This is a genomic window from Thermoactinomyces sp. CICC 10522 (genome assembly GCF_016055075.1).
GTDB lineage: Bacteria > Bacillota > Bacilli > Thermoactinomycetales > Thermoactinomycetaceae > Thermoactinomyces_A > Thermoactinomyces_A daqus.
On record NZ_JAECVY010000016.1, the window covers coordinates 12,269 to 38,846 of the forward strand.

At 45.6% G+C, this 26,578-nt stretch carries 23 protein-coding genes, 1 tRNA gene, 1 rRNA gene, 1 other RNA gene and 2 pseudogenes; 11 read left to right on the forward strand and 17 right to left on the reverse strand.

What is annotated here, in order from left to right; all coding sequences use genetic code 11:
• Window positions 1–96 precede the first annotated feature (96 nt).
• On the forward strand, window positions 97–1,140 hold the full coding sequence (gene dinB, locus I8U18_RS15100) for a DNA polymerase IV (RefSeq protein ID WP_198055968.1): 1,044 nt from the start codon (window positions 97–99) through the stop codon (window positions 1,138–1,140).
• Between the two features lie 59 nt (window positions 1,141–1,199).
• Here dinB and I8U18_RS15105 read toward each other — a convergent pair whose 3' ends face one another.
• The 3 genes from I8U18_RS15105 to I8U18_RS15115 all read right to left on the reverse strand — a co-directional run bounded on the left by I8U18_RS15105 (window position 1,200) and on the right by I8U18_RS15115 (window position 4,725).
• A complete protein-coding gene (locus I8U18_RS15105) occupies window positions 1,200–1,571 on the reverse strand; it encodes a hypothetical protein (RefSeq protein WP_033099864.1) in 372 nt (123 codons plus the stop codon).
• A 16-nt stretch (window positions 1,572–1,587) separates the two neighbouring features.
• On the reverse strand, window positions 1,588–1,917 hold the full coding sequence (locus tag I8U18_RS15110; protein WP_198064947.1) for a hypothetical protein: 330 nt from the start codon (window positions 1,915–1,917) through the stop codon (window positions 1,588–1,590).
• Between the two features lie 81 nt (window positions 1,918–1,998).
• The gene (locus tag I8U18_RS15115; RefSeq protein ID WP_198064948.1) at window positions 1,999–4,725 is read right to left on the reverse strand and encodes a DEAD/DEAH box helicase; all 2,727 of its coding nucleotides are present in this window, start codon (window positions 4,723–4,725) and stop codon (window positions 1,999–2,001) included.
• Between the two features lie 332 nt (window positions 4,726–5,057).
• Here I8U18_RS15115 and I8U18_RS15120 point away from each other — a divergent pair, with 332 nt between their 5' ends.
• The 4 genes from I8U18_RS15120 to I8U18_RS15135 all read left to right on the forward strand — a co-directional run bounded on the left by I8U18_RS15120 (window position 5,058) and on the right by I8U18_RS15135 (window position 8,904).
• Entirely contained in the window at window positions 5,058–5,663 is a 606-nt protein-coding gene (locus I8U18_RS15120; RefSeq protein WP_198055966.1) for an excalibur calcium-binding domain-containing protein, read from the forward strand.
• Between the two features lie 278 nt (window positions 5,664–5,941).
• Window positions 5,942–6,460 (forward strand): suppressor of fused domain protein, encoded by a 519-nt coding sequence (locus I8U18_RS15125; RefSeq protein WP_160173803.1) that lies wholly within the window; start codon window positions 5,942–5,944, stop codon window positions 6,458–6,460.
• A 139-nt stretch (window positions 6,461–6,599) separates the two neighbouring features.
• Window positions 6,600–7,487 (forward strand): formyltetrahydrofolate deformylase, encoded by an 888-nt coding sequence (gene purU / locus I8U18_RS15130; protein WP_033099862.1) that lies wholly within the window; start codon window positions 6,600–6,602, stop codon window positions 7,485–7,487.
• Between the two features lie 172 nt (window positions 7,488–7,659).
• The gene (locus I8U18_RS15135) at window positions 7,660–8,904 is read left to right on the forward strand and encodes an MFS transporter (RefSeq protein WP_198064949.1); all 1,245 of its coding nucleotides are present in this window, start codon (window positions 7,660–7,662) and stop codon (window positions 8,902–8,904) included.
• Between the two features lie 468 nt (window positions 8,905–9,372).
• On the opposite strand, the gene I8U18_RS15140 is transcribed toward I8U18_RS15135, so the two are convergent.
• The 9 genes from I8U18_RS15140 to I8U18_RS15180 form a co-directional block, all read right to left on the reverse strand.
• The gene (locus I8U18_RS15140) at window positions 9,373–11,655 is read right to left on the reverse strand and encodes a nitric-oxide reductase large subunit (RefSeq protein ID WP_198064950.1); all 2,283 of its coding nucleotides are present in this window, start codon (window positions 11,653–11,655) and stop codon (window positions 9,373–9,375) included.
• 480 nt (window positions 11,656–12,135) lie between these two features.
• Window positions 12,136–12,873 (reverse strand): hypothetical protein, encoded by a 738-nt coding sequence (locus I8U18_RS15145; protein WP_198064951.1) that lies wholly within the window; start codon window positions 12,871–12,873, stop codon window positions 12,136–12,138.
• Window positions 12,842–13,813 carry a hypothetical protein gene (locus I8U18_RS15150; protein WP_198064952.1) on the reverse strand — a complete coding sequence of 324 codons (972 nt, stop codon included), beginning with the start codon at window positions 13,811–13,813 and terminating at the stop codon, window positions 12,842–12,844. The genes I8U18_RS15145 and I8U18_RS15150 overlap by 32 nt, the downstream gene beginning before the upstream one ends.
• A 15-nt stretch (window positions 13,814–13,828) precedes the next feature.
• Window positions 13,829–14,248, reverse strand: coding sequence for a hypothetical protein (locus I8U18_RS15155; RefSeq protein ID WP_198059641.1), 420 nt, complete (start codon window positions 14,246–14,248; stop codon window positions 13,829–13,831).
• 217 nt (window positions 14,249–14,465) lie between these two features.
• Window positions 14,466–14,541 (reverse strand) — tRNA-Thr (locus I8U18_RS15160).
• Between the two features lie 17 nt (window positions 14,542–14,558).
• Window positions 14,559–14,922: a transfer-messenger RNA gene (ssrA, locus tag I8U18_RS15165) on the reverse strand.
• A gap of 97 nt (window positions 14,923–15,019) precedes the next feature.
• Complete coding sequence (gene smpB, locus I8U18_RS15170; RefSeq protein WP_033099859.1) at window positions 15,020–15,487, reverse strand: SsrA-binding protein SmpB; 468 nt, start codon at window positions 15,485–15,487, stop codon at window positions 15,020–15,022.
• Window positions 15,488–15,631: 144 nt separating this feature from the next.
• Window positions 15,632–17,971, reverse strand: a complete 2,340-nt coding sequence (gene rnr, locus I8U18_RS15175; RefSeq protein ID WP_232331120.1) for a ribonuclease R — start codon at window positions 17,969–17,971, stop codon at window positions 15,632–15,634.
• 28 nt (window positions 17,972–17,999) lie between these two features.
• Complete coding sequence (locus I8U18_RS15180) at window positions 18,000–18,767, reverse strand: alpha/beta hydrolase (protein ID WP_033099858.1); 768 nt, start codon at window positions 18,765–18,767, stop codon at window positions 18,000–18,002.
• Window positions 18,768–19,780: 1,013 nt separating this feature from the next.
• Here I8U18_RS15180 and I8U18_RS15185 point away from each other — a divergent pair.
• Complete coding sequence (locus I8U18_RS15185; RefSeq protein WP_033099857.1) at window positions 19,781–19,966, forward strand: hypothetical protein; 186 nt, start codon at window positions 19,781–19,783, stop codon at window positions 19,964–19,966.
• Window positions 19,967–20,230: 264 nt separating this feature from the next.
• On the opposite strand, the gene I8U18_RS15190 is transcribed toward I8U18_RS15185, so the two are convergent.
• The gene (locus I8U18_RS15190; RefSeq protein ID WP_198064953.1) at window positions 20,231–20,542 is read right to left on the reverse strand and encodes a hypothetical protein; all 312 of its coding nucleotides are present in this window, start codon (window positions 20,540–20,542) and stop codon (window positions 20,231–20,233) included.
• Window positions 20,543–20,893: 351 nt separating this feature from the next.
• Between I8U18_RS15190 and I8U18_RS15195 the strand changes: the two genes are divergently transcribed.
• The 4 genes and pseudogenes from I8U18_RS15195 to I8U18_RS15210 form a co-directional block, all read left to right on the forward strand.
• On the forward strand, window positions 20,894–21,286 hold the full coding sequence (locus I8U18_RS15195; RefSeq protein WP_198064954.1) for a MerR family transcriptional regulator: 393 nt from the start codon (window positions 20,894–20,896) through the stop codon (window positions 21,284–21,286).
• A gap of 128 nt (window positions 21,287–21,414) precedes the next feature.
• On the forward strand, window positions 21,415–22,200 hold the full coding sequence (locus I8U18_RS15200; protein ID WP_033099854.1) for an amidohydrolase family protein: 786 nt from the start codon (window positions 21,415–21,417) through the stop codon (window positions 22,198–22,200).
• A 761-nt stretch (window positions 22,201–22,961) separates the two neighbouring features.
• Window positions 22,962–23,339: a MerR family transcriptional regulator gene (locus I8U18_RS15205; RefSeq protein ID WP_033099853.1), complete on the forward strand. Its 378-nt coding sequence runs from the start codon at window positions 22,962–22,964 to the stop codon at window positions 23,337–23,339.
• Window positions 23,336–23,602, forward strand: a pseudogene (locus I8U18_RS15210) (SDR family NAD(P)-dependent oxidoreductase); the annotation flags it as partial. The gene I8U18_RS15205 and the pseudogene I8U18_RS15210, both read left to right, overlap by 4 nt.
• A gap of 110 nt (window positions 23,603–23,712) precedes the next feature.
• On the opposite strand, the gene I8U18_RS15215 reads toward I8U18_RS15210, so the two are convergent.
• The 3 genes and pseudogenes from I8U18_RS15215 to I8U18_RS15225 all read right to left on the reverse strand — a co-directional run.
• Window positions 23,713–23,886 (reverse strand): hypothetical protein, encoded by a 174-nt coding sequence (locus I8U18_RS15215; RefSeq protein WP_198055960.1) that lies wholly within the window; start codon window positions 23,884–23,886, stop codon window positions 23,713–23,715.
• An 88-nt stretch (window positions 23,887–23,974) separates the two neighbouring features.
• A complete protein-coding gene (locus I8U18_RS15220; RefSeq protein WP_033099852.1) occupies window positions 23,975–24,904 on the reverse strand; it encodes a bifunctional helix-turn-helix transcriptional regulator/GNAT family N-acetyltransferase in 930 nt (309 codons plus the stop codon).
• 299 nt (window positions 24,905–25,203) lie between these two features.
• Window positions 25,204–25,335, reverse strand: a pseudogene (locus I8U18_RS15225) (class D sortase); the annotation flags it as partial.
• Between the two features lie 215 nt (window positions 25,336–25,550).
• Between I8U18_RS15225 and I8U18_RS15230 the strand changes: the two are divergent.
• Complete coding sequence (locus tag I8U18_RS15230; RefSeq protein ID WP_052153985.1) at window positions 25,551–26,336, forward strand: LPXTG cell wall anchor domain-containing protein; 786 nt, start codon at window positions 25,551–25,553, stop codon at window positions 26,334–26,336.
• Window positions 26,337–26,480: 144 nt separating this feature from the next.
• Here the strand turns inward: I8U18_RS15230 and rrf are convergent.
• Window positions 26,481–26,578, reverse strand: a 5S ribosomal RNA gene (rrf, locus tag I8U18_RS15235); the annotation flags it as partial.

Sequence of the window (26,578 nt, forward strand, 5' to 3'; positions counted from 1 at the left end):
CAATACACATTGTAACAGAGATTTTAGTTGAATTCCCCACTGATTCTGCCGATAATAGAGATAAGAATGTATGTTTGCATGAAAGGTGAGCCAACGATGAAAAAGATTTTACATCTGGATCTCGATGCGTTTTTCGCCAGCGTGGAACAACTGGATGACCCGGCGTTGCGGGGAAAACCGGTCATTGTCGGCGGCAGGGGAAAACGCGGCGTCGTGGCCACCTGCAGTTATGAAGCACGGGCATATGGAATCCGGTCAGCCATGCCAACCGCCATGGCCCGCAAGCGGTGCCCGGACGGCATTTTTTTGCCGGCGAGATTTGAGCGATACAGAGAAAAATCGGCGGAAGTCCGTCGCATCTATACCGCTTACAGCGACTGTTTTGAAACAGTGGGATTGGATGAAGCTTACCTCGATCTCTCCCATTATGAAAACGCGGTTCCCGTCGCCCGTGAAATCAAGCGGCGGATTCAGGCGGAGACGGGACTCACTTGCAGCATCGGCCTTTCCTACAACAAGTCGATGGCCAAGATTGCCAGTGATTTAAAAAAGCCGGATGCATTTGTGATCATACGGCCGGAGCAGGCATTGGCCATATTAAAGGATCTGCCGGTCGGCGCCCTTAACGGCATCGGAAAAAAATCGCAGGAACGGCTGATGAACATCGGGGTGACGACCATCTCCGATTTTTGGCGTTTGTCCCTGGATGAGGTGGTCCGGATGTTCGGCAGGTTTGGCTATGCTTTGTACGACCGGGCCAGAGGAAAGGATGATCGCGAGATCTCCCCCAACCGCCCACGCAAGTCTCACAGCCGGGAGATCACACTGCCTGAAGATCTGTTCGACAAGGAGGCCATCGCCCGGATCGCCCGGGAACTGTTGACGAAAGTGCAGCTCGATCTCAACGGTTCCGGCATCACCCCGCAAACGCTCACCCTGAAAATCAAGTATGCTGACTTCACCCTGCGTTCCAAACAGCAAACAACGGCCCAGCCTGCCCCCGACTGGTCGGAAATCCTGGAAGAACTGCTCGCGGCATTTGACTACACCCCCGGCGTCCGCTTGGTCGGAGTCGGTTTTTCCAATTTTGTACGGGCATCGGCTGAAACGTACGAACAACTCTCATTGCCTTTAGGTTAAAAATATAAGGCGGATGCAAAAAGACCGATCGTTTTTGCATCCGATCGGTCTGAAACGTCCTATTTCAATAACGTATCCACCGTTTGCATCACGGCGCTGATCATTCCTCCCAAGGTCCCGCCGGCCGCGATTATCCCGCTCATCTCATTCAGCTTCTGATTGAGATGCTCAAGTATGCCTTTCGTGCATTTTCCTGCTTCCACCATTTTTTGCGGACCATATAACGTTGCCAGATACTCAACCTTCTTATCTTCATTTAACTCATCGGTCTTTTCCAGCGTTTCAATCAGTTGCCGCAGTTTCCGCTCTAACACGTCCCATTCATTTCGCTGGTGTTGCAGGTAATTGTTTTGGACAATCGAGTTTTTCCCGCCTTTGTTGATAATCAGTTGTCCATGATTTTGATCAATGTGAATTCCGTCTTTCCCCATCAAAAGTTTCCTCCCGTCAAGAACCGGATTGATTTTGGACCACTTCCACTTTGCTTTGATCCTTGTTGATAATCACTTGTCCCCGGTTTTCATGGATATGAATGATCTGCTGGATAATCTTGTGTTCCCCTTTATTCCATTTCTCAGAACGATGGCTGTTCCGGTTTGCCATCTGACGCAGCAATTGCTCAACCGGTTTTTCGTCTTTTTGTTCATAGACCTTATTTTCTTCCGGAATAAACGACCGCAATTTCCCCGAAGGAAGGTGATTCACCCGGCCAAACTTCTTCCAGTTGGCAAAAACGATAAAGCTGTCTTTCGCCCTGGAGACAGCTACGTTTAGCATATTGGGTTTCCGGTCATAAAAAGCATTTCCCTTGGCCGAAGTATCCACCGCCGAAAAAAGGATGATATCCCTTTCTGCTCCCTACAGGGCATGCAATGTTCCAACCGTAATCCCCTCAATTCCGCATTCACTCAAAAACGCTTTAATCAACGTCGACTGGTATCGGAACGGGGTCACAATCCCCACAATTTCCCCCAGCTCTCTTTTCGAACCAGCCTTCCGATTGGCCCGATCAAGGATCTTTTCTTTGTTCCGTTTCAGCCAGGAAGCAATCGCTTCCGCTTCCATGACGTTAAATTTGCTCGTGCCGTCCGCTTCGGCCTGCCCCTCGATATCGGCATAGCCCATGTGCGGCAGAAAATCGTACTTATGTTCATTCGGACGGGCCGGAATCAGGTTGTTATCATAAGCGAGAGAATTGCAAAACCCGATGATCTCCGGCACACAGCGGCGATGTTCGGCCAAAAACATCCCGCCCGCCAGTTCGTTCTTCTGATATTTGCTGCGGCGTTGGGCGATTTTCATCACATTTCCCTTTGCAGCAGTGATTCCCTTCGCTTCCATGTCCTCCAGTTGCGAGAGATCCTTCATCACCTTGAACCCGAGCAAATTCCCGACATCAACGGCGGATGGCAATGAAACCACAGGCTCAATTTGGAGAGTGTCCCCAACCACCAGCGCTTTTCTGGCTAACGCAAACGAAGGGGCCGCAATTTGCGGAGCCACTTGTCCCGCTTCATCGATGATCAAAAGATCGATCACTTCAAACAAGTATTCGGTTTTCCCCTTATTCTTCTCATACGCAAGCGGATCTTTTTGCCACACGCTCATGATTTGCGGCAACATATGCAAGGTTGAGACAAAACAGGGCGCCAGTTTGGCATAGCGATGGTACAATTCGATTCGGCGTTCTTTAGGCGTTGGGCGTTTTTCCCTTATCTGCTCCAGCCGGGGCAGTCCTTCCACCTCTTCCAGCCATCTTGCTTCCCAATAATGAGTCGCCAACAGAAAAGCTTCATAACGCAACGTCCGATCCAACTCACGCAATACCGAGCCCAGATCCGGCAAATCGTCTGTTCCAGTTCTGCCAAACGCCACCAACCACCGATTGAACTCTTTTTTCCCCTCGTTTAACGTATGAAGAAGGGCCTTTGCCTTTTGCAAACAGGCACTCGTCTCTTCCCAGTCTTTTCGCACTTCGTCGTGATAATGAACAATCGACTGCTCGATCGACGAAGTAGAGAAAGAAGAAAACACAAATGGTGCCTTTTCCCTCCATTGCGCAATAAATTCCCGATTACGCCCTTCCCGCTTTTCTTCCACTGAAGTGAAAAGCGAAAGAATCTTCCAGATCAACGGCTCTTTACGCCGGAATGCCCTCCAGGCCTGTTTTAGCGCTTCAGTTTGATCCAGCAAACGGTCTTTCTCTTCCAGCTGCTCTTTCCATTCCTGTTCCCGTTTCTGAAGTGTCTCCAAGGAGCCTTCAAATTCCGCGTGCAACTGTTTCCGTCCGTCTTCCAGCTTCCGGGCCAGCTCCATGCCGTCCAGAATCGCCTGATGGGTTTTCTTCAGCTCCTCATGCAAATGCGCCCTTATTTCTTTGATAGAGTGAGCAGAACGCTTGGCAAATTGCTGATAGCGCTCGATAAACTTATTTTTCAATTCATGAAATTTCCACCGCTCCTCCAGGCCCTCCATGAAATTCTCGCCATTGAACCTTACGATTTGATAGTCATGGCCTTTTTCCTGCAACTTTTTGGCTTTATCCGAGCTGGGAAAATAAATACCATAACTTTTTACGTCCGGAAGCCACCTTCCGCGTAACTTCTTGATCTTCTCCATCCATTCGGAAGAGTGACTTTCCGACAACATCCCCTCTTTGGCAAACGACTCGAGAATATTGGTAACCGCCTGATTGTTGGTCGAAGCGGCCACGATAATCGGAGGCTCTTTCTCCTGAAGCGCGGCTTCCACCCACAAAGAGGCCACCACGTTCTGGATCAGCGTCGTCTTTCCCGTTCCCGGCGGACCATTGACAGCCAAAATCTCTCCGTTTTCAATGGAGAACAAATGGTGTAACGACTCCCGTTGCCCATCCGACAGGGGAAAAACTCCGTTCATCTGTCCCAAATGTTTGTCCGCCCCCGCTTCTGCAGATAACAACGGCACTTTTTCCCGATCTTCCAATGAGAGATATTCCTTCAGCAATACAGGAAGGCGATCTTGCGACAGCAGCTCTTGATACGCACTCTCAATTGCACTGCCCTGCGGTTTTTCCGGGAGCGGGATTACCCGGCCCGTTTCACTGCGCGCATACCCTTTAATCGCGAATGTTCGCATTGTGCTTCCCGTTACTGCTCGAAACATCTCTTCGGCATAGTGCCAGGCTTCTTCCCAATGATCCTGGGCCATATAAGGATGTTTCATCACATAACGATCCATCTTTTCCACCGATCCCACCGCAACCTTGTCTTCCGAAGACGGGGAGAGATATTCGCGGGAAATATAGGGCGGGCGATGGGGAATGGGGAAGAAACGTCCATCCTTGATGCAGGCTGGTATATAAAGGGGCGCAACAGTCTGAAACTTATCCTTCTCATGCATCAGCACAACCGGACAAACATGGTATTCAATCTCTCCTTCCTCCAATTTCCCGGATTTGAGCAAACGCCGGAGGAATTCTTCCGATACAATCCCCCTTTCCATCTCCTGATAGCTCAGATTCACCCCTTCCCCCAATTTGCTGGATAAACCGTCGTCGCGAAAACAGCGAAAATAATAACGCAAGACATCTTGTTCTTTCCCCATGGTCTACCCCCTTTAATAAAATATTTTTGTATAATCGACTGTAACTGGTAATTTAATAAATCTTTCCTCATTATAAAATTTATTTAGTGAAATCGAAATATTTTATTTCCCTTCCCGAAAATTTTTCACAAAATCCCTTTCCTCAGGGGTTAACGTTTTTATTCGTAATTTTTCCAATAAGATTGTTTTATGTAAAAAATAATGCTATTCTATTTTTGACTATTATTATTAAAATAAGGTATGTATCCTAATAATCGTCTCCCTCTACATTGGTGACAACGGATTTCCTCAGTATCAATTTCATTGCAGATGAAGGAGGACACCTCTGCCTTATGTTCCTGGTCATCTTTCTACTCTGTCTGCTTTTGCTTTTTGCAATTGTGGGGATCGTATATCCAACACGCCTGCATAAGAAAATCGCGTACAAAAAATTCAGCCTTGGAAAACGGTTGTGGAATGTCGCCCTGGTGTTTCTCTGTTTCATCCTGATCGCCATTCTTTCCCCCACACAGACAAAAGCAGATCAAGACCCTGCCAAAGCTCAGATTGAAGCCGAATTGGAGAGTACGAAACAACAATTGAAAAAAACGAATGAACAACTAAAACAACAGCAACAACAAATTTCTGCATTGCAAAAGAATAAGCAGGATCTAGAAGCGAAACTGAAATCTTGCGAGGAAGAAAAAAAGAAACTGCAAGCGGAAATAACCCAAAAGGAAAACGAAGCAAAAGCATCTGAGGAGAAAAAACAGCAAACTTCCCTGCATAGCTCTTCCGCTTCAGACAATCACCCGACTGCAACGAAGAAAAGTTCTTCCTCAGTCTATTATCCAAACTGTTCCGCTGCGCGTGCAGCAGGGGCCGCACCAATATATGAAGGAGAGCCCGGATACGCAAAAAAACTTGACCGGGACGGAGACGGGATTGCCTGCGAATAGATGAAAAGAAAGAGGGACTTCCACTGATATGGCAGGAAGTCTCCTTTTCATGACCGATCTCGCAACAGAAAGCCATCTTAAATACGATCCCGCTCTCGACTCAATGCTTCTTTTAGGGGGGGAAATGCACCATCAATACAAATCTGTTCGATCAAACCATTAAAACCCGATATCACTTTTGGGAAAAGATCGGAACGTTGGATCCGGATGTGTTGACACATATCGTGAACCCGGCTTTTTTGGGAGGTCCCGCATGGCCTGCGTTGAGACAAGCTTTTGTGAAAATCGAAACTCCTGATACCGTGATTTTGGCCAGTGACGGTTTGTCTGATCCGTTTGATGACATGGAAGAGCCAAACCAGGGATTTTCGCTGGAGTGTTACCTTGAATCGGATGATCCCGCCTTGCGAAAGAATATCGCCGATCTTAAAAAAACATGGCAATTTCAGCTTGTATATGAAGTCGCGCAAAACTTCGCCAACCATGGGGGCGTAAAAGCGTTGTTGGAGGAGTATGGCACTCTTTCGATGGAGTTTTCACATATCGATGTGCCGGAGCCTTTCAGAGATGAGGAAGGGCGCGTGGGCATCCTGCTCGGGCTTGAGTCTGAGCAAATCCCGACCAGTATAACGGGACCGGCCGGTGACATTCGCTTGGTAAGCATCAAAATACTCACGTCACAAGAACTGCAATACATTTTGGAAAAGGGTGCCGTCGGGAGAAAAAGATTGGCTCAGTTATTCCGGGAACAAGGCTCCCATCATCTGTCCTCTCTTGATCGGAATTCCGTCGTCTGAGAAGCGACCGGCTTCCTTCAGGGAAATGAAAGATCTTCTCGACACAAAAGGAAATATATAGTACAATACCGCCTAAAACATTACTGAGCCATTATTCATCCCTCCGGTACATAAATGAATCTTGAAGGAGTCACGTTACATGCACGCAGTCACAGAAACACATCCATCCAGAGAAAAACTGGGAAGGCTTTTAATCTCCTGTTCCGACCGCCCCGGCATCATTGCTGCCGTATCACGTTTTTTACATGAACAAGGGGCCAATATTGTCGATTCGCATCAATACACCACTGATCCCGAAGGCGGGTTCTTTTTCATGCGTGTCGAGTTCCAGTTGCCGAATTTGACACGGCAAATCGAAACCTTGCGCGAACGATTTTCGCCAATTGCCAATTCGTTTGACATGAACTGGCGAATCACCCCTGCCGCCAAAAAACAAAAAATGGCCGTGTTCGTTTCCAAAGAAGATCACTGTTTGCGCGAAATCCTCTGGCGCTGGAGCATCGGCGAATTATACGCGGACATTGCCATGGTGATCAGCAATCACCCGAACATGGAAGCGATTGTCGCACCGTTCGGAATCCCGTATTACCATGTCCCGTTCAGCAAAGAAAACCGTGACCATGCCACCCGCATTCATCTGGAACTGTTGGAAAAAGGGCGAATCGACACCATTGTTCTCGCCCGTTATATGCAGATCATTCCCCCGGACATCATCGACCGCTACCAAAATCAAATCATTAACATCCATCACTCTTTCCTCCCCGCTTTTGCAGGAGGGAAGCCGTATCACCAGGCTTATGACCGGGGAGTTAAAATCATCGGAGCCACCGCTCATTATGTCACGGAGGAACTGGATCAAGGCCCCATCATCGAACAGGATGTACAGCGGGTTGACCATCGACATCAAGTTGAAGATTTAAAACGAATCGGCAGAGACGTGGAACGAATGGTACTGGCCCGGGCAGTGCAATGGCATTTAAATGATCAAGTCCTGGTGCACGGAAACAAAACCATCGTGTTTCGTTAGCACCGGATTGAGTGGGCTTCGGCTCACTTTTTTTGTGACAACGGAAAAAGGTTGCCTCCTTAAGGATAGTCTGCATTTTATCGGCAAATTCAGGAAGAAAGCTCCGTTGAATTTGGCTGAATTTTTTCAGCGGTTATTACCGAATCACTACAGATGAAGGGAGGGGTATAAAATGAATATTGATTGGAGTATATTCAGAAACATTAATTTTCTGTTTTATTTAAGTTCCATTTGGGTGTCCTCACTCGGTGGGGCCATTTTTACTATCGTGTTGACTTGGATGCTCGTTGAATCCACTGGATCTTCCGCGGTGGTGGGTACCTATCTCTTTTTGTTGGGTATGTCCAAATTGATATTCATCCTGTTCAGTGGTGTGATTGTCGACCGATTCAAGGCCAAGAACTTGTTGATCGCGTCGGATTGGATCAGAGGGGGAATCATGTTTCTCTTCGTTCTGATTAGACTTCAAGGTTCTCCCCCCCTTTGGGTATTTTACATAATGGGTATTGTCTTCGGCATGGTGGATGCCCTTTCAGAACCGGCCGCCATTACTTGCCGGATTCAGATCGTAGAAAAAAAATACTACAGTCAATCTCTTAGCGTTCTGACCATTGCAACACAAATATCCGCTGTGATAGGTCCCGCCATTGGCGCATGGTTTGTCAAATTCACAGGAGGTGTTTCGGCTATTGCATTAAACGGAGTTGCTTTTATTATATCCGGGCTTCTGTTGATGGGGACAAGGTTTCGGGAGGTACAGGAGAAAGACAAAGAACCGAAAGAAAAACTATGGTCTAGTTTTGTAGAAGGAATTCGATACTTTATAACGACTCCCATTATTTTTACCATGGCGGTTTTTGCGCTTTTTGCCAATGCCGCCGTGAGTACAATCAATGTTAGCATTCCTTTTCTCGCGAAGAATTTGGGTTTTGGTGTGTTAGGGTTCGGATGGATGACTACGGCGATCGGTATTGGTGGCTTTATTGGCGCGTTGCTCTTTTCCGTCATCATGATTACCAATCCCCGACCGGTTATGACGTTGTACACCTGTTTTTTTCAAGGAGTAATTTTACTTTTGGTAAGTTTTGTGGATCGTTTTTGGCTTGTGATCTTTCTCTTTATGCTGATCGGTTTCCAGGAAACAGCGGTTAACGTGATTGCGCCGAGCGTCAACCATTCAATTATTCCCAGAAAAATGTTTGGACGCGTTTTAAGCGTGATGATATTGGTAATGACCGGTTCTCAGCCTATTTCTCAAGCTTTGGCAGGTTGGGCAATGAAATGGACCGGACCGCAATCAATCTTTTTGTATGCAGGTTTGCTGGAAATGATCTCGGCAGTTATTGTGTTTCTGTTTCCCTTTGTCCGTCGTTTTCAGGTTAACAAGAAGGAAAGTACAGAGATGGAAACCGTGTGATGAATGGGGTAAATAAAAATGGACTGGAGCAAATCTTCTTTCATTTTTCTACTCGCCGGCTGCGTAATATGGGTTGGGAATCTATATAATGTGTGGCAGATGACGTTGTTGGGAGGGGCGATATTCGCTGTTTTTTATCCCATCCGTAAAACGCTTTTTCATGCTTTCATCACAGGTTTCATTATTTGGGAAGTACAACTATTTGTAATGTATAAATGGCATTTGTTATTTAGTTTTTCCAAGGTATTGAGCCAACTATTTCACTTAGGGAATTATGGATCGTTGTTGATTTTGGCTACGACCGCTGTAAGTGCATGTAAACTTTTGCATGTACAGTCGTTCCCCGGTTTTACAGATAAAGAAATCAACCGCCGGAATGAAAAGGCTCTCTCGCACTTCGGATTGGGGATACCTTCACCGAATATGCGGGAGAGCGAATTATGCACCGGCTGTAACATGTGCAAATGGCTATTTTGCATCAATCTCGTTTTTCTTGCCAAAGTGCAGTTGTTCACCGGTAAGAGACCACCCGGTTTTTAACCCGAGAATAAACCAGCCGAGTGCCAGCACACCAATCGTAAATACGGTGTCCCCGATTATCCGAAGCCATACGAACTTGTGAATGATGCCCCGTGACATGAATTCGGCCGAACGGGCATACCACGTGCCGTGTTCCACGCTTGCCAATGTCTGCATCAAGCCGATCGGGATCAGACTCAGCAGAACCATCAATGCCAGCCCGATATTGATCGCCCAGAACGAGAAAGCGAGAGCCTTTGTTTTCCACACGCGTTGTTTGGTCAATCCCCGCAAACAAAACAGCATAAGCCCTATTCCCAACATGCCGTACACCCCGAACAGTGCCGTATGTCCGTGCACGGGTGTGGTGTTGAGTCCTTGCATAAAGTAAAGCGCAATCGGAGGATTGATAAAAAATCCGAATAATCCGGCGCCCACAAGGTTCCAAAAAGCAACGGCCACAAAGTAGTAAATCGGCCACTTGTATGCCGCTACCCAGGGACGGGCACGGGAAAGGGTCAAATTCTCATATGCCTCAAAACCAATCAATACCAACGGAACTACCTCAAGTGCACTGAAAGTGGCCCCGAAAGCCAAAACTCCGATAGGCGTTCCGCTGAAATATAAATGGTGGAACGTGCCGATGATTCCACCGAATAAAAAGATAATCGTCGAAAAAAGAACGGAAGCGGTGGCCGTTGAGACTCGCAACAATCCCATACGTGTGAACAGAAAGGCGATCACCACAGTTGCAAATACTTCAAAAAACCCTTCTACCCACAGATGCACCACCCACCAACGCCAGTACTCGGCAATTGCCAAATGAGTATGCTGTCCCCACATCAGTGCCGGAACATAAAACACAGGAATCGCGGTGGAGGCAATCAAAAACAGAATGAGCAGATGCCTGTCGTCTTTTTTCTTTCTCAGCGCAGGCCAAATCCCGCGTGCCATCAGGAACAACCAGAGGAAAAGTCCGACGGCCAGGAACAATTGCCAGAATCGTCCGAGGTCTGTATATTCATACCCCTGATGTCCAAACCAGAAGTTTGTATTCAATCCAAGACGTTGCCGTATTGCAAACCACTGTCCGACCATTGAACCGACAACAATAATCAACAAACTTACAAAAAGAAAGTTTACAAAAAAACGTTGGTATTTTGGTTCACGACCGGAGACTGCCGGAGCCACAAACAATCCGGTTGCAATCCAAGCAGTTGCAATCCAAAAAATCGCCAATTGGGTGTGCCACGTACGCGTTAAGGAGTAAGGGATCCATTTTGCAATCGGAATTCCGTAGAAACCCGCTCCTTCCACCTGATAATGGGCAGTGATCGCTCCAAGGCCAACCTGAACGACCATCAAAACAGCGACCAACCAAAAATACTTGACTATTGATTTCATCGAAGGAGTCGGCGACAAGGCGAGCAATGGGTCCTTTTCAGGAAAGGTCTCTTCCAATTCGACGTGTTTTTGTTTGGCATAATACCAAGCCAGTGCGCCTATGCCGGCCAGCAGCAGAACAAAGCTGACCACAGACCAGATCACCATCGATCCGGTTGCCACATTCCCGATTAAAGGTTCATGGGGCCAGTTATTCGTGTAAGTAATGTTGCTGCCCGGACGATTGGTTGCACAAGCCCAAGCCGCCCAGAAGAAAAAGGCGTTAAGGGCTTTCATCCGCTGTGGATCTTTGATTGTTCCGCGGGGTATGGCGTAGTCGTCACGCAAATGATCCAGTTTTGGATCGTTGCCAAATAAGGCAGTGTAATGTTTGCTCGTGGCTGCAATTGCCTGCGCCCGTATGGGGGAGATCACCAAGTCTCCAGTGTTCGGATGATAAGTGTTGGTTCTCATTTCTTTTTTCAATCTGGTCCTGAGCATCGCTCTTTTTTCATCATCCAGCGCGTTGTAGGCTTTTCCATATTGATTCAACGCATATCTGTTGAGAATCCACATGGATTCCCGATGCAACCAGTCAGCAGTCCAGTCCGGCGCCACATATGCTCCATGCCCCCAGACTGTTCCAACTTCCTGTCCGCCCATAGACTGCCAAACGTTTTGACCGTCCTTAATCTCTTTTTCAGTAAACAGCACGTTACCAGCACTGGTCATCACTCGTTTGGGAATAGGAGGCATTGTATGATAAATCTCTCCACCGTAATACCCGAGAATGGCGAATGAAATGATGAATACAAGTGCCAAACTTACCCAAAGCCTGGTAAGATTCATTAATTACACCTCCATCAACCTGCAGTTGACAACTTGGATATTCGTGAATATTTTTCGCAGCGATATCGCTCACTATTCAAAATTTGCCTCATTCCATCAGGCAAATGCATTTGCTCCCGCTTATCGCACAATCACAGTTTGTCATAAAAGAAGGGATAAGAAGGAGAACATTTCACATGATGATTAAACGGAAACGGGCATACGCTTATCCAAAGCCGATGATTTTCGTGATGAACTGCGAAGACCAGTCGTAGATGACAGAATTTTCTGTTATATTATGATGGAACAAGGATAAGTCTGGATAATTCATCTACGCCCGCAGAAAATAAAAACTCCAAACGAAGCATAATCTATCAATGCATCTTTTGTTCCTAAATAGAAAAAGCCATCCTTGTGGACGGCTCATGAAGCAGGCTTTCAGGGGATCAATTATGGATCGTCACATATTCATGTGAGTTTAATTATTTTATATTCCATATATTACTCATAGGTAATTGTGTCATACTCATTTATACTTTCTATATCGTCCAGTTCATCCTTACTTAATGCGAGCTCTGGGTTAATAACAAGATCGCTATTAATATCTCCCTGATTATTACTAAAATCACCAATCAGAACATTATTTCCAATACTTCCATGTACATTTATTGAAATACCAGCAGGCTTTTTATTCTCTATAGCCATTTTTAAATTCAATAAATACAATTCCACAATACTTAAGAAAGGCAAAATCACTTCAAGTATAAAATTTCGCGTTGAGGATTTACGGATAATTTCATCTTTAACTTTTGAATGTTTTTGATAACGTGGGTCTAATAGCACGTCCTTATCACAATATGCATAAATAGCATCAAATATGGTAGTGAAACGTTTATAAGCAGCGATTATATACTTCAATAAGAGAAACAGAAAAATTACTTTATCATCATCCTCATATGGAAAATGAAATTTATAGCTGAACAATACACACGTTTCTACCATTGATTGAACATCAAACAAAGCACCTCGCATCTGTTGCTTACTTTGCAACAATTCCATTACTAACAAATCCTCATTTACAAAAGCAACTATTCTTTGAATATAATTATATAAATCCTCAGGGGTTACATAGGAAGAACTCTCCTTTAAATAACCTATGTAATTACAGGCACTGTTAACTCGATTCATTAAATTTTCCAATTCCTTTTTACTTGTTTGCAACTCGTTCAATGTATTCACGCGCCTCTTCTCTCAAATATTTGCATTTTTGATTTAAGGGACAGTATACACAACGATATGTATTTGCTATATACCAGTCAGAGCTTTGCTTAATACTTTTTAAGACCTGATTTAATGCAAAAATAAATTTTTTCTCCAAAGAAAAGATCCTAGGCTTACGATTTTTATACTGAATCTTTCCACGTATCTTGTACCCTGGAAAATAATTTTGTGCAATTAACATTTGTGCGATAAGTCGAAGAAGATGATATTTATGCGCTATAGGCACATAGTGTGGGATATCCTCATGAGAGCAATCAAAATAAACACAACAAATTTTTTCTTTATCCTCATATAATTCTATTACCAACTCATCATCAAAGAGCTTATACTCTTGATTAATAATTTCCTGAACCCCGTTTTGTTGTTTTTCGATTGCCTCCGTATATTCTTCCGCTAACAATATGGCATCCGTGTTATTAAACTCCTCCAATAATTTATGCTTATTTTTTTCTGCCTCCCATAAGACGCGTTGTATTTCTTTTTCGTACCATAGTCTCATACTTCTAACTTGATCATCCGCTTTTCTTTTTCGGTAAGTATAAACTGATTCTTGAACAAACGAAACAATTCGCGGCCCAAACACCGATAATACAAGTGAAAAAATAATCGTAGAGAACGGACCTGCAAACAAACCAACTACTAGAAAGGAGATTAAAAAAACAACTATCCTGGAGACTATTGAAGGCAAATCGATGGGTAATTTCGGATAAATTACTCGTTCATAATTTGGTTCAGGAGGTAGTGTAGGGTTGCAATATTCCCTCATAAGTTCACGATTTTGAATTGCCTTTTTAAATTCATTTTCATCACGAATGTACTCTCTTTTATTTTGTTTCCATCTCTTGGGGCAATACAAATACTCTTCGATTTCTTTCGTATGTATATAACGATCAGTCATATACTCACCTCTATCTTACCTTTGCAAAAACATACCCAAAATTTGAATAATTGAGGAAATATTAGTGAGTAATGGTAAATCCTCGCATAATTTATCTTTTAACACACCCAATTGTCTTATTAACAATTTGATAACCGACTCTTTCGGTTGACCGGTTTCAATAAATTGTTGGTTAACATCTATTAATTCTATGGTATCCTTTTTATCAATTGGTAATATTTCTTGATTCATTTCAATCAACCTTTTAAATTCATTAATCAGTTTCTTTAATTCTTCTTCTTTACTGAATTGATTTTCTCCATTAGTACCGATATATATTTGATTATTGGAATTTAAATTTCCTTTATTATTTGTAAAATCACCTATAAGAGCACTTCCATGAATACTACCATTAATATGAATATTAACCCCGTTTTTGTCTTCTTGTTCAGACATAAAATACCTCCTAATAATTATTTTTTATCATTATAATATAAACTTAACAGAAGATAAACCATCGCTCTCATCATTATTCCAATTTCTCATCGATTTACTCAACTATACATTCTTTTAAACAAAGCCTTGCTTCTGTAGGGAACGAAGATCCACTCCTAATCGCCCAGTCCATTTTTCCTCAATACAAAAAACCCTTGGTTTCCCAAGGGCTTCTCTTTGGTGCTGGAGACAGGACTCGAACCTGCGACCCCTTCATTACGAGTGAAGTGCTCTACCAACTGAGCTACACCAGCATGTTGCTTATGGATTTTGGTGGAGGCGAGCGGAGTCGAACCGCTGTCCGAAGACATCGCCACGCCAGCTTCTCCGAGCGCAGTCACTGTATTGAAGATTCGCCTTTAAAACTGCCCAGTGACAGGCGCTTTTAAAGACTAGCCGCTTGAAATTCGCCTTCCGATCAGCGGCCGATCGGTCAGCTAGCCTGCTGGATTATGAGACCCGGCAGCTCCACACAGGCGATGGAGAAGCGAGTCCTGGCTGGTTAATTAAGCAGCCAGAGCGTAGTTTTCTTGTTTGCCAGTTACATTTGGCTTCCGCGTGTTTAACGAGAAACGCAGCCCCTCGGCTCGCTACTGACGCTCGAACTATCCCCGTCGAATCCCAAGAACGCCCCCGAGATTCAACTTTTCGAACAAAGTGACCGATGATGTCGATCACAGTTTTAGATTATAGCATCATGTAGAAAAACATGCAAGGGTATTTTTTATTTTTTTAACGGAAATTTTGCTCCTTCAGCTTGCGGCGGATCATGCGCTCCGCATCGCGTTTGGCCTCAGTTGCCCGCTTGTCATAGAGCTTCTTGCCTCGTCCGAGACCGAGCTGGACTTTGGCAAAACCGTTGCGCAAGTGAATGTCGAGCGGGATGAGGGTCAGTCCCTTAATTTTGGTTTGGCCTAGAAGCTTGTCAATCTCCTTTCGGTGCATAAGCAACTTGCGGGTGCGGGTGGGATCGACATTAAAGCGGTTGCCCTGCTCAAACGGGCTGATATGCATACCGATGATGAAGAGCTCTCCTTGATCAATCCGCGCGTAACTGTCTTTCAAGTTGACGCGTCCCTGGCGAATCGACTTGATTTCAGTTCCGGTGAGAACGATTCCCGCTTCAAAGGTCTCTTCGATGTGGTAATCATGGTATGCTTTTTTGTTCTTGGCAATCACCTTGGTCCCTTTGTTTCCCATCGTTTCCACCTCAAACCCTGAAATCGCAGTAGATTCTATTATACCAAGGAAAGTCGAAGCGAATCAATGGGATTTTTCAGTACCATCCGGTCTGAAGGGAGGTTCCCGTATCAAAAAGACAAGGGAACCCCCTTAAGGCCGGGACTACTTCTTCTTTTTTTTCTTCTTTTTCTTTTTTCCTTTTTTTCCCGGCTTCTGCTGTTTGATGAAGTCGGATGGGTCGACGGCATAAGTTTTTCCCTTTTTTCCTTTTTTCACTTTCGTTTCGCTTTCGGCTGCCCTTTTTCGTCCCTTGCTTTTCGCTTTCTTTTTCTTCCCTTTTTTGAGCGGAGCCCGTTCGTCGGAGTAATGCTCCAAAAGTTCAAAATCGATTTTGCGCTCATCGACATTGACGCCGCTCACTTTGATCCTGACGCGATCCCCGATGCGCAGAAGGCGTCCGCTACGCTCGCCGATCAGGGAATAGGTGGATTCATCGTAATGATAGTAATCGTCGGTCAGGAAGCTGATATGAACCAGCCCTTCAATCGTATTGGGCAATTCGACAAAGATGCCGAACGAGGTGACACTGCTGATGATGCCGTCATATTCTTTCCCGATCTTGTCCATCATGTATTCGGCCATTTTCAGGTCCTGCGTTTCCCGTTCCGCATCGACAGCAATCCGTTCACGGATGGACGATTGCTGGGCGGCGTCCGGCAGATACTCATTCAATTGGTCAATCCTCTCCGCCGTCAGGAAACCATTAGCCAACACTTCCCGGATGACGCGGTGAATCAGCAGATCGGGATAGCGGCGGATCGGGGAGGTAAAATGCGAATAAAACGGTGCCGCCAATCCAAAATGGCCGATATTTTCCGCGGAGTATTTGGCTTGTTTCATTGAACGGAGCATCACCGTGCTGATCACATGTTCTTCCGGTTTCCCCTGCACTTTTTCCAGCAACGCTTGCAATGCATGGGGTTTGACCTGATCGGGCTTGCCTTTGACGGAATAACCGAAGCTGGTGATAAACTCATAAAACGCTCTCAGCTTTTCGGCATCCGGATTTTCGTGAATGCGGTAGACAAAGGGAACACCCAGGTTGAAAAAGTGCTCGGCGACCGTTTCATTGGCGGCCAGCATGAACTCTTCGATCAGTTGTTCAGCGATGGTACGCGGGCGCTTCACGACATCCACCGGTTTTCCCTTTTCATCGACAATCACTTTGGCTTCGGCAAAGTTAAAGTCGATCGCCCCCCGCCTCATCCGTTTGCGGCGCAGGGTCATCGCCAAATCGGCCATCAGCCTGAAATCGTCAACGAGCGGTTGGTAGCGGGCGATCAGTTCTGGGTCTTCATCCACCACGATTTTTTTCACGTCGGAATAAGTCATCCGCTCGCGGGTACGGATCACACTTGGATAGATCTCGTAATTGACAACATTTCCTTCGCTGTCCAATTCCATATCGCAGGTCATGGTCAGACGGTCTACCTGCGGATTCAGGGAGCAGATTCCGTTGGACAGCCGCTTGGGAAGCATCGGAATCACGCGGTCAACGAGGTACACGCTGCATCCGCGCTCATAAGCTTCCCGGTCGAGAGCCGACCCTTCTTTTACATAGTAGCTTACATCGGCAATATGAACGCCCAGCCTAACATTGCCGTTTTCCAAACGTTCGACGGAAACGGCATCATCGAGGTCCTTGGCATCTTCGCCATCAATGGTCACCATCGGGCGTTCGCGCAAATCTCTTCTGCCCTTGATTTCTTCTTCACTGATCGTCTCCGGGATCGCCTCGGCTTCTTTCAGTACGGCCTCGGGAAACGCCTCCGGCAAACCGTGCTTGCGAATAATCGAGAGGATATCGACGCCGGGGTCGTTTTTATGACCCAAGATCTCGATAATCTCCCCTTCGGCACTGTGACGTCCCGTGATTTGATGGAGTTTGACCACGACTTTTTGCCCGTCACGCGCATTCATCTGAAATTCCGGCGCGATGAAAATATCGGTGGCGATGCGTTTGTTGTCCGGAATGACAAACCCAAAATGGGAGGACAAACGGGTAAAGGTACCGACGATTTTGTCGAGCTTCCGCTTGAGGATGCGCACGATTTCCCCTTCCGGGCGGCGGTCGCCCGATTTGCCTTTATGAATCCGCGCGAGGACGAGGTCTCCGTCCATCGCTCCGTTCATGTCGTTCAAATGGATGTAGATATCGCGCCTGCCAGGCTGATCAGGAATCACGAACCCAAATCCTTTGGTGCTACCCTGCAAGGTTCCCCGCACCAGATTAAAGCGTTCCGGCACCCCGTAGCGACTGGCTCTCGTTTTGACGATGTCGCCGTCCTCTTCCATTTTGTCGAGCAACGCAGTAAAACTTTCCCTATCTTCCTCGCCGATCTGAAAAGAGGCGATCAATTCCTCCAGCGTAAGTGGTTTATATGCTTTTTCCAACATGAATTGCCGAATCTCATGTTCTGTGATCATGTACAAATCTGTCATCAGGAACGGCTCCCGGTAACAGAGTTTTTCACCTCTCTTTTTTAGGATCCGATGAGGAAACGCGTCCGATAAATTCCTCAATCTCCTGGAACAATTCTTTCCTTTCTTTGTCAACGGTAATGATGTGCGTCGAATTTTCATACCAGGAAAGTTTTTTCTCTTTTGAGGCGATTTGCGAAAAAATATATTCCGCGCTTTTTTCCAATACCAGCTCATCTTTGGCGGCTTGCACGACCAGTGCCGGTGCCGATACCCTTGGCAGCCTGCTTCGCATTTCCCGAATGAGGCGCACCAGCTCGCCCACACATTTGACCGGGGTTTTATCTATCGGCACGACATGGGCGGCGATTTCGGGGTCGCGTTTTTCCGATTTTCGGGTAAAGCGGATAAAATACTGCAGCACGTTGGCCAAGAGCGCACGACGGTCGCGAATCCAAACCGGAGCGCACATCGAGATCACACCATCGACCTTTTTTTCGGCCGCCAGCATCAGTGAAAGACATCCTCCCATCGACAGACCCGCCACAAAAATCCGGTCCAAATCCTCTTCCCGCATTCTCTCATACGCATCCAAAGCGCTTTGCCACCAATCCTTCCATCCCGTTTTCTCCATTGTTTCCCCATCAACCCCGTGCCCGGCGAGGAGAGGAGCATAAACGGTAAACCCTCGCTCCTTCAAATAGTAACCCATGGGACGAAGTTCGGAAGGAGAGCCGGTAAAACCATGTATTAACAGAATGCCCACTTTTCCACCCGAATAAAAAAAAGGATCGGGGGTGCGCTGTACGATTTTCATCTGCTATCCTCCATCCGACGCAAAGTTTTCCGCCATTTTCACGATAGCACAAAGAATCGGAAAGGAAAACAGTCCCATCGAAGACCGGTTTCTTTTTCGCGGACACGTCCCCCTCGTGAAGTGTCCCCGCAACAATCATTTCTCCTCGTCATGATGAACCCCCGGCGGGATCACCGGGGTTTAATGGCAGAGGTTGATTTTTGAAGAGGATGCGTTTACCACCAAGAGCTGCATTGCCCCCCTCCACCCGGAGGAACGACACATACGCGGAATCGACGGTTAGGATCACTGGAAGCGGGGTATGCCCAAGTGGTAATGGTTGACGAACCGGAATATATATAATCATAGGTACCTATGGTTTTTCCGCCATCAAAGCTGACATCAAAGTAAAGTGTATAGCCGGGACTGGAAGTTGTGAGTCTGCCCCATCCATATTGTTGACCGTTATAGTAGCCTGTTCTTAACTCTGCAAAATTAATGGTACGAACAGTTGACCGATTCGTGGTGCAATCGGGATCGGCAAGCCATGAATTACTAATGGTACAAGCTTGCGTTCCAACCTCTGCTGCGATCGACGTCGCCGGCACTCCAAAACGTCATCACTGCCACCAAAGTGATCGCAAAGAGTCGTTTCAACAAAACTCCCTCCTGTTGAATTGTATTTAAAATTCGCAATACACGTTTAATTTTAATATTAATTTAATATTTTGTATAGTATGTAATTTATAGTAAAAAGATAATTTTATACAAAAAGTAGATTGACATTTTTCATAGCGGGAAAAATAGAGCGACTACCATCTTTCACAAAGATACAGACTCATTGAAATCGAATCATGTTAATTTGTTCAGGAAGAGCGGAAGTGCAAATCCGGATTTCCATTGTTTCGACGGATGCTGAATCGGGTCTCCCACGGAGCCGTGAGTTGTATCAGTGGATCCTTTTATCATTGGTGAGGTAAACAAAGAGAAGGGCCCCTATTTCTGAGACCGTAAATAAAACGGGAGGAAGAGAAATGAGGAAGAAAAAACAGATTGGTATACATATTGATGGCTGTATTTTTGCCAATGATAAAAATACAGATATTGACCATGATGAATTTTTGGATAAGTTTATTGCGTTTGTCGAGGAAAACGGATGGCTATTCGGCGGGGGAACCAAGCGGATTGATGAGGATGGGGATTTAGCAGAGCATTGCTGACTGTGAAAACCGAAGTCTGCCACCCAAGCATCTTGGCGAGAGATTCCCAATTGCCATTCGTATCCGATTTGGGACATTTCAATTCCAAGCCAAGGCTTTAAGCTCCATCTCTCTGCCACGATTGTGCCCTTCTTTAAAGGAGGACATTCTCATATGTAATATAAATCGTCACTCACGAAATCACGGTCAACATGTTGAAAGGAGGATTTTTTGTTGGTTGGCCCAATCACCCATCATCGGAAACCCATTTGAAGCTACCGGGTTTTATTGGCAATTGACAAAAATCCCGGACAAGTTATTGGATTCATTAATGCTGTCAGTGACGGCTAAACCATGTGTACCATGTGATGAATCTTCAACCCTTTTGTGAAAAAAAGGCCCGGGGTATGACGGTCCGGCACGATCAAAGCCAATCAGGTTAAAAGAAAAAAGACGGCCTTGTGTCGTCTTCTTTATTTGGGTTTCCCATTCTTGTGTTCCTCCCTCAAACACGCCAACGACAACCTCAACGCCATGTTCTCGAAAATGCTGGATGCCTTTTCTGCTAACCTTCGGATAGATCAACGATACCAACAAGAACTTTGGCCATTCCTGCGTCCGTTAATGCTTCGCAACATGCCGCATTCGAACTCCATCTGAGCATGGGTTCCCGCGTGCAGTATAGACTGTTGCCCCTTTCGTTTTAACACCAGCCTGGAACATTCGCTTCCGCAGCAGGCCGAGTGAGACGTGTACCCACGAACAACGGTCACTCCGTTTTTGACGATGATTACTCCGGCTAGCGGCTTGTTTCCATCTTGCCTTGTACCCTCGTCTGTCACAGTGATAAGTTGCCCCCTGGAACCACATACTTGTTGACTTTGACATTAATGTCAAGGTTTATAATCACATTACAACACTTGAATGAAAGGAGGTTATTAATCTGCTTTGCGTATTGGTGAACTCGCTCGACTAACAGGAGTAAGTCCACGTGTATTACGGTATTACGAAAAAAAGAAGCTAATTACACCGACACGATTGATTAATGGTTATCGGGAATACAACTCCATAGCTATTAAACAAGTCAAAATTATTCAATTTTACTTAAGTCTAGGTTTTACCACAGACCAAATATCCAATTTTTCGAATTGTGTTCTCGAAAATAATGAAGCTGTTTGCCAAGAAGTTTTGTCTACGTACGAAATGAAAATAAAAGAATTAGATGATTATATAAAAATTCTATCCGATATCAAATCAAATTTGGAAGAACGGGTACATGCGATCAAATTGGAAAAAAAGACAGCTAAACACAAAGGAAATGAATCATATGACGGTAGTTAATATTGCATTACGATCATTTCATGTCTATTCCCCGATTAACGTGTCATTCATATTTGATTGATACTTTTTTCTGGTGACGTGATGTACAAAACTTTTTTTGTCTTTACGGAGGAAAGGAGCCAAGAGCGATGATCATCGACAGCCATAGTCATGTGATGTTACCAGTTGAAAAACAAATTGAGTTAATGAATGAAGCAGGGATAGATAAGACAATCCTTTTTTATACTTCAATTCACCCCGAGCGAGCAACGGATTTTCAGTCGTATGAAAAAGAAATGAGAAAACTGTTTAAAATTTTAGGAGGACATGTAAATGATGCCAAAGGAAGGGAAAAAGGAATTGAAGAACAGCTGCAATCTATTCGTCTATATCCCGATCGTTTTTTAGGCTTTGGTTCTGTACCAAATGGGTTAAATGACGAAAAGACAGCTGAGTGGGTCGAAAAACAAGTGATCGGTAATGGGTTTAAGGGGCTCGGAGAGTTTACGCTTGCTCCTGGGCAGATAAATACTTTGGAACCAGTTTTTAAAAGCTCTTGCGAGTTTGGATATCTTCCCATCTGGGTGCATACATTACATCCCCTTGGTTTAAGCGATATTAAAGAGCTGGCAGAATTGGCAAAGAAGTATGCAAAGGTTCCCGTAATCTTCGGGCATTTAGGCGGTCTAAACTGGTTAGACACGATCAAAATTACAAAAGAAATTTCTAATGCGTATCTTGATGTTTCTGCTTTTTATACTACAGTTGCATTATCTTTAGCAATGTTAGAGTTACCTGAGCGTACTTTGTTTAGTTCTGATAGTCCTTATGGCGATCCCTTGTTGGTAAGAATGGCAGTAGAACGACATTCAAATGATCCGTACACACGCAAATGTGTATTAGGTGATAATATTGCGAAATTGTTAAACTTATAACTAAATAAAACAGGGCATATAAATGTGTCGGATCAATCTGTGAATCGCACTCTACGAGCCTCTCAGCCCCCTATTTCAAGCCATATAAAAGATGCTACCCGAATCGGGTAGCTTTATTTGTTCCTGGGTAAACAGGATCTGGTTGGCCCCCGAAAAGGTGATGTCAGACTGCTGTAGGGCGAGTAACCAAAATAGTGGCCAATGATTTAGAAAGGATTCATTCCTGCTTGATAAAGACAACCACCTCCAACTTTTCCATGGAATCTCATTTGTCAAGGAGAATGCGATTGGCAAGGGTATTCTGGTGATTTACAAGAAAAACAGGACATGCCCGCAACACCATCCTACGTGATCTTCGAGGAAGCCATATCCGTCGTAATTGCTCCAAGTGAGCCAAGATGGATTTGCGAGCTACGACGGGATGCGATATGAGATTCTTTGGTCCAAGAAGCCATCGTCTGTGAAGTCCGGGGAAAACGAATGCATCTTCGGCGAGGACGATTGCCAAGTCCGAAACCGCGCTCCTTGGGTGGAGATGTTGATGATGCCTCCGCTATTTTTTTCGACCATTTTTGGAAATACTGTTTGAGTTACACAATAGGCCCCCAATACATTGCGGAGGTTAAAGTCGCTTACGCGGCTTTCCCGAAAGTACGGGTGGAATGAGCGCTAAATGCGAAAAAGCACTGTTGACTTAAACCAAGGTTTAAGTCGTACGATAGTCATGTCGACAAGAAATACTGGATTTGGAGGCCTCCACTATGAAATACTATACCATTGGCGAAGCTGCAGCCATGTACAATATACCGGAATCCACCTTGCGCTTTTATGAAAAAAAAGGTCTTCTTCCGTTTGTCGAACGGGACGAGGCGGGCAGAAGATTATTTTCGGAACGTCAATTGGCGTTGCTGCAAATCATAACTTGCCTTAAGAACACCAACATGCCCATCAATCAGATTAAGCAGTACATGGACTGGGTTGTTGAAGGAAATTCAACCATAGAGAAACGGCTCGACATGCTGTTGAAGCATAAGCGAAACGTGCTGGATGAAATAGCATTAATGCAGGAATACCTGAAGGGGATAGAGGAGAAAATCGAACGTTATCAAAAACAACTTCGTGGAGGAGAAAACCTATGAAGCTTACAGGAAATACAATCTTGATTACTGGCGGCGGCTCCGGGATCGGGCTGGCCTTTGCAGAGAAATTCGTGCAAAACGGAAATACCGTCATCGTTATCGGCCGGCGGGAAAATGTTCTTGAACAAGCCCGGAAACAAGTCCCCGGCTTAATCACCCGGGTTTGCGACTTGGAGCAAGAAAGCGAGCGTCTGGCCTTGTTCGATTGGGTGACAGCAAACTATCCCGACGTGAACGTGCTGATTAATAATGCCGGGATTCAACTGCTATACAGAACAGCTGTACCAAGCCAACAAAGACTCTATTGAGTAATGGGGATGGAGCGTAAAAAGAAGAAGCTGATTCGTGATGAAGCGGCTTCTTTGCGTTCATTTTAATGCTCTTCTTTCCGCCCCTCAGACACAATCAACCCGACCACGCGGGCGGTCGCTTCTCGCAAAGAATCGATATCTTCCACACTGCCCGTACGCGGCAATCCGTATCGGACAGGAACCCGTCTCCAACCACAGAAAGACCACGAATTCCAGATGGATCTGAACTTGTCCAAACCTACTGAATCCGAAATAGAGACTCCAAATAGATCCTTTCAGGAGAAATATTCTGATGTGGCGACTGATTCTTTGAGCTGTTTCTCTTCAAAGCGACAACTCCCACGTCTCCCCCACCAGATCCGGACCAAAGTTGTGGTGTTTTTCTTCCTTTACAAGTTTGAAGCCGTGCTTCCGGTAAATATGCCGGGCCTCTTTAAGCACGTCGTTCGTCCAAAGAACCAGTTTCTTGTAGCCGCATCTCCGGGAGAAACGAATGCATTCTTCGACGAGGCGGTTGCCAAGTCCGAAACCGCGCGCCTTGGGTTCGACCAAAAGAAGCCGAAGTCTGGCAACGGTATCGCTGTCTTTCATGACAAAAACACAGCCGACATTCTCCCCGTTCATCTCGGCAATCCAACAGCGCTCCCTGGACGGATTATGGCGATGCATGTAATCGGATACAATCTGTGCGACCAATGCTTCAAAGCGCTCATTCCACCCGTATTCCCGTGCGTAAAGAACACCGTGACGATGGACGACCCAGCCCATGTCACCGGGTTCGGGAAAACGCAGGAAAAAGGGTTCGGAGAACTTGAAACCCTGGCCCCGGGTCAGCACGTCTTCGATCGTCTTCATGGCCTCCAGAAGGCGCTCTTGATCCCCTTCAGAGAGGCTGCCAAGCATTTCGGCCACTTCCTCTCGGGAACGGCGATCAAGCATCATGAATACCTGCCTTCCCTCGGAAGTCAGGGAAAGCAGCCTCTGCCGGGCATCGATTTCCGAACGGACTTTTTCGATCAGCCCTTTTTCCTCAAACCGGGACAAGATGCGGCTGAGATAACCCGGATCCAGCCCAGTTTCCCGGGACAGATCCGAAGCGGTCAAATGGTCGTGATGCGCAAGTTCAAACAGGATACGAACTTCGGTCAGGGAAAAGGGACTGTGCAACAATCCCTCGCGCAATACTCCGATATGCCGGGTAAAAAATCGGTTGAAATGCCGGACAGCACTGATTTTCGCCTCCAGATTTTTCATCTTTGTTTCGCCCCCTTTTCAATGCCATTATCAACTATATATTTGCTTTAGTCAAGTTTTTGTCCACAAAGCAGAATTGCAGCAGTCAGAAAATAATCCTTCTCAGCGATCCGGTTGAAACGGGAATTTATCGTTTACCGAAAAAAATAAAAACAGGAAGATGGCTTTACATACCATCTTCCAGCAACTGAAATCATTTCAAAAGCATTGTCCAATTTGTAATTGAAAAACCGAGACATGAGCCTCAGCTTCCATAAAAAAGCCCCACAGGACAACATCTCGAATACTCTTCTTAGACCTTAGTTCTCATTTTTAATATTAATCAGTTCCGCCTGAATGATATAGCGATCGGGTGCACTGCCTATGTAGTCGAAAGGATAACAGGTGGTAAGTGAAAGAACTGGACGGGAATAAGGTACAATCACTGTACGACTCCCCACGAGAAAACCGAATAGAGCAACCTGTAAAAAATATATATTTTAATTACCGTTTTATATGACTTTTTTATGAGCAAACCTTTACGAATTTGTGTACTGAAAATTTAGTCATTTACTTGAACGATGAATCGATGTTATAGATTTCAAACCTTATTTCATTTATAAATTTAATATCACATAAATAAATTACATAGCAGGGGGTTTTTTAAGTGAGAAAATGGACGAAAGTAATACCAGCCTTGGCAGTTACAGCTGCATTGGCTTTTCCGATGACCACCTTTGCGCATTCCGGTAATCAACCTGAAGTAGATGCCAAATACCACCTGTTACCGAAGGTGGAAGTAACCGATTCCACCATTGATATTTGGACAAGCATTTTTGGTGCGAGCACCGTTGACAGCGGGGAATGGCAAATCATTCCGGTCGGTCCGAACAAAGCTGGTAAACCCGCCCATCTCAATCAATCGACCAAAGCCCAATTCCACGCGCATTTTGAAGGATTAAAACCCAGTGTGGAATACTGTTTCAACATTCACTTTACCGGAAAGCTGGATGGAGATAAAGTAAATACCGCCCTGATGTTGAAAGGCAAAAAAGGAAATCTCTTCTGTGTGAAAACGGATGATGGAAAACCTGGCCATGACAATCCCGGTGACCACAACGGCGGAGGAACCAATCCCGGGGATGATAACGGCGGTGGCACTGCACCGGGAGATAACGGAAACAATGGCGGAAATAACGGTGGAACCACCCAGCCTGGCAATGGCGGAAACAACGGGGGAAATAACGGCGGAACCACCCAACCAAGTAACGACGGAAACAACGGAGGAAATAACGGTGGAAACAGCGGCAACACCGGAAATCAACCCTCGAACGGTCAAGGGGGAAAACTGCCAAAAACAGCCACTTCCTATGCCAATAACATCGGACTTGGGGCAACACTCTTGGCAGCCGGATTGGGTATGCTGATTCATCGTCGCCGTCAAACCGTTTAATTGATAAAAAAAGCGTCCTTTGACGGGACGCTTTTTTAATGAATTGCATTCGTTCGTGTGCAACTGACCGTTAACAACCCCGCACTGCAACGCCCTTCCAAGACAAAATAAAAAAGCCACCCAGTAAACCTGAGTGGCTTGATCGCCTGGCAACGACCTACTCTCCCAGGGGTGAACCCCAAGTACCATCGGCGCTGGAGGGCTTAACTTCCGTGTTCGGGATGGGAACGGGTGGATCCCCT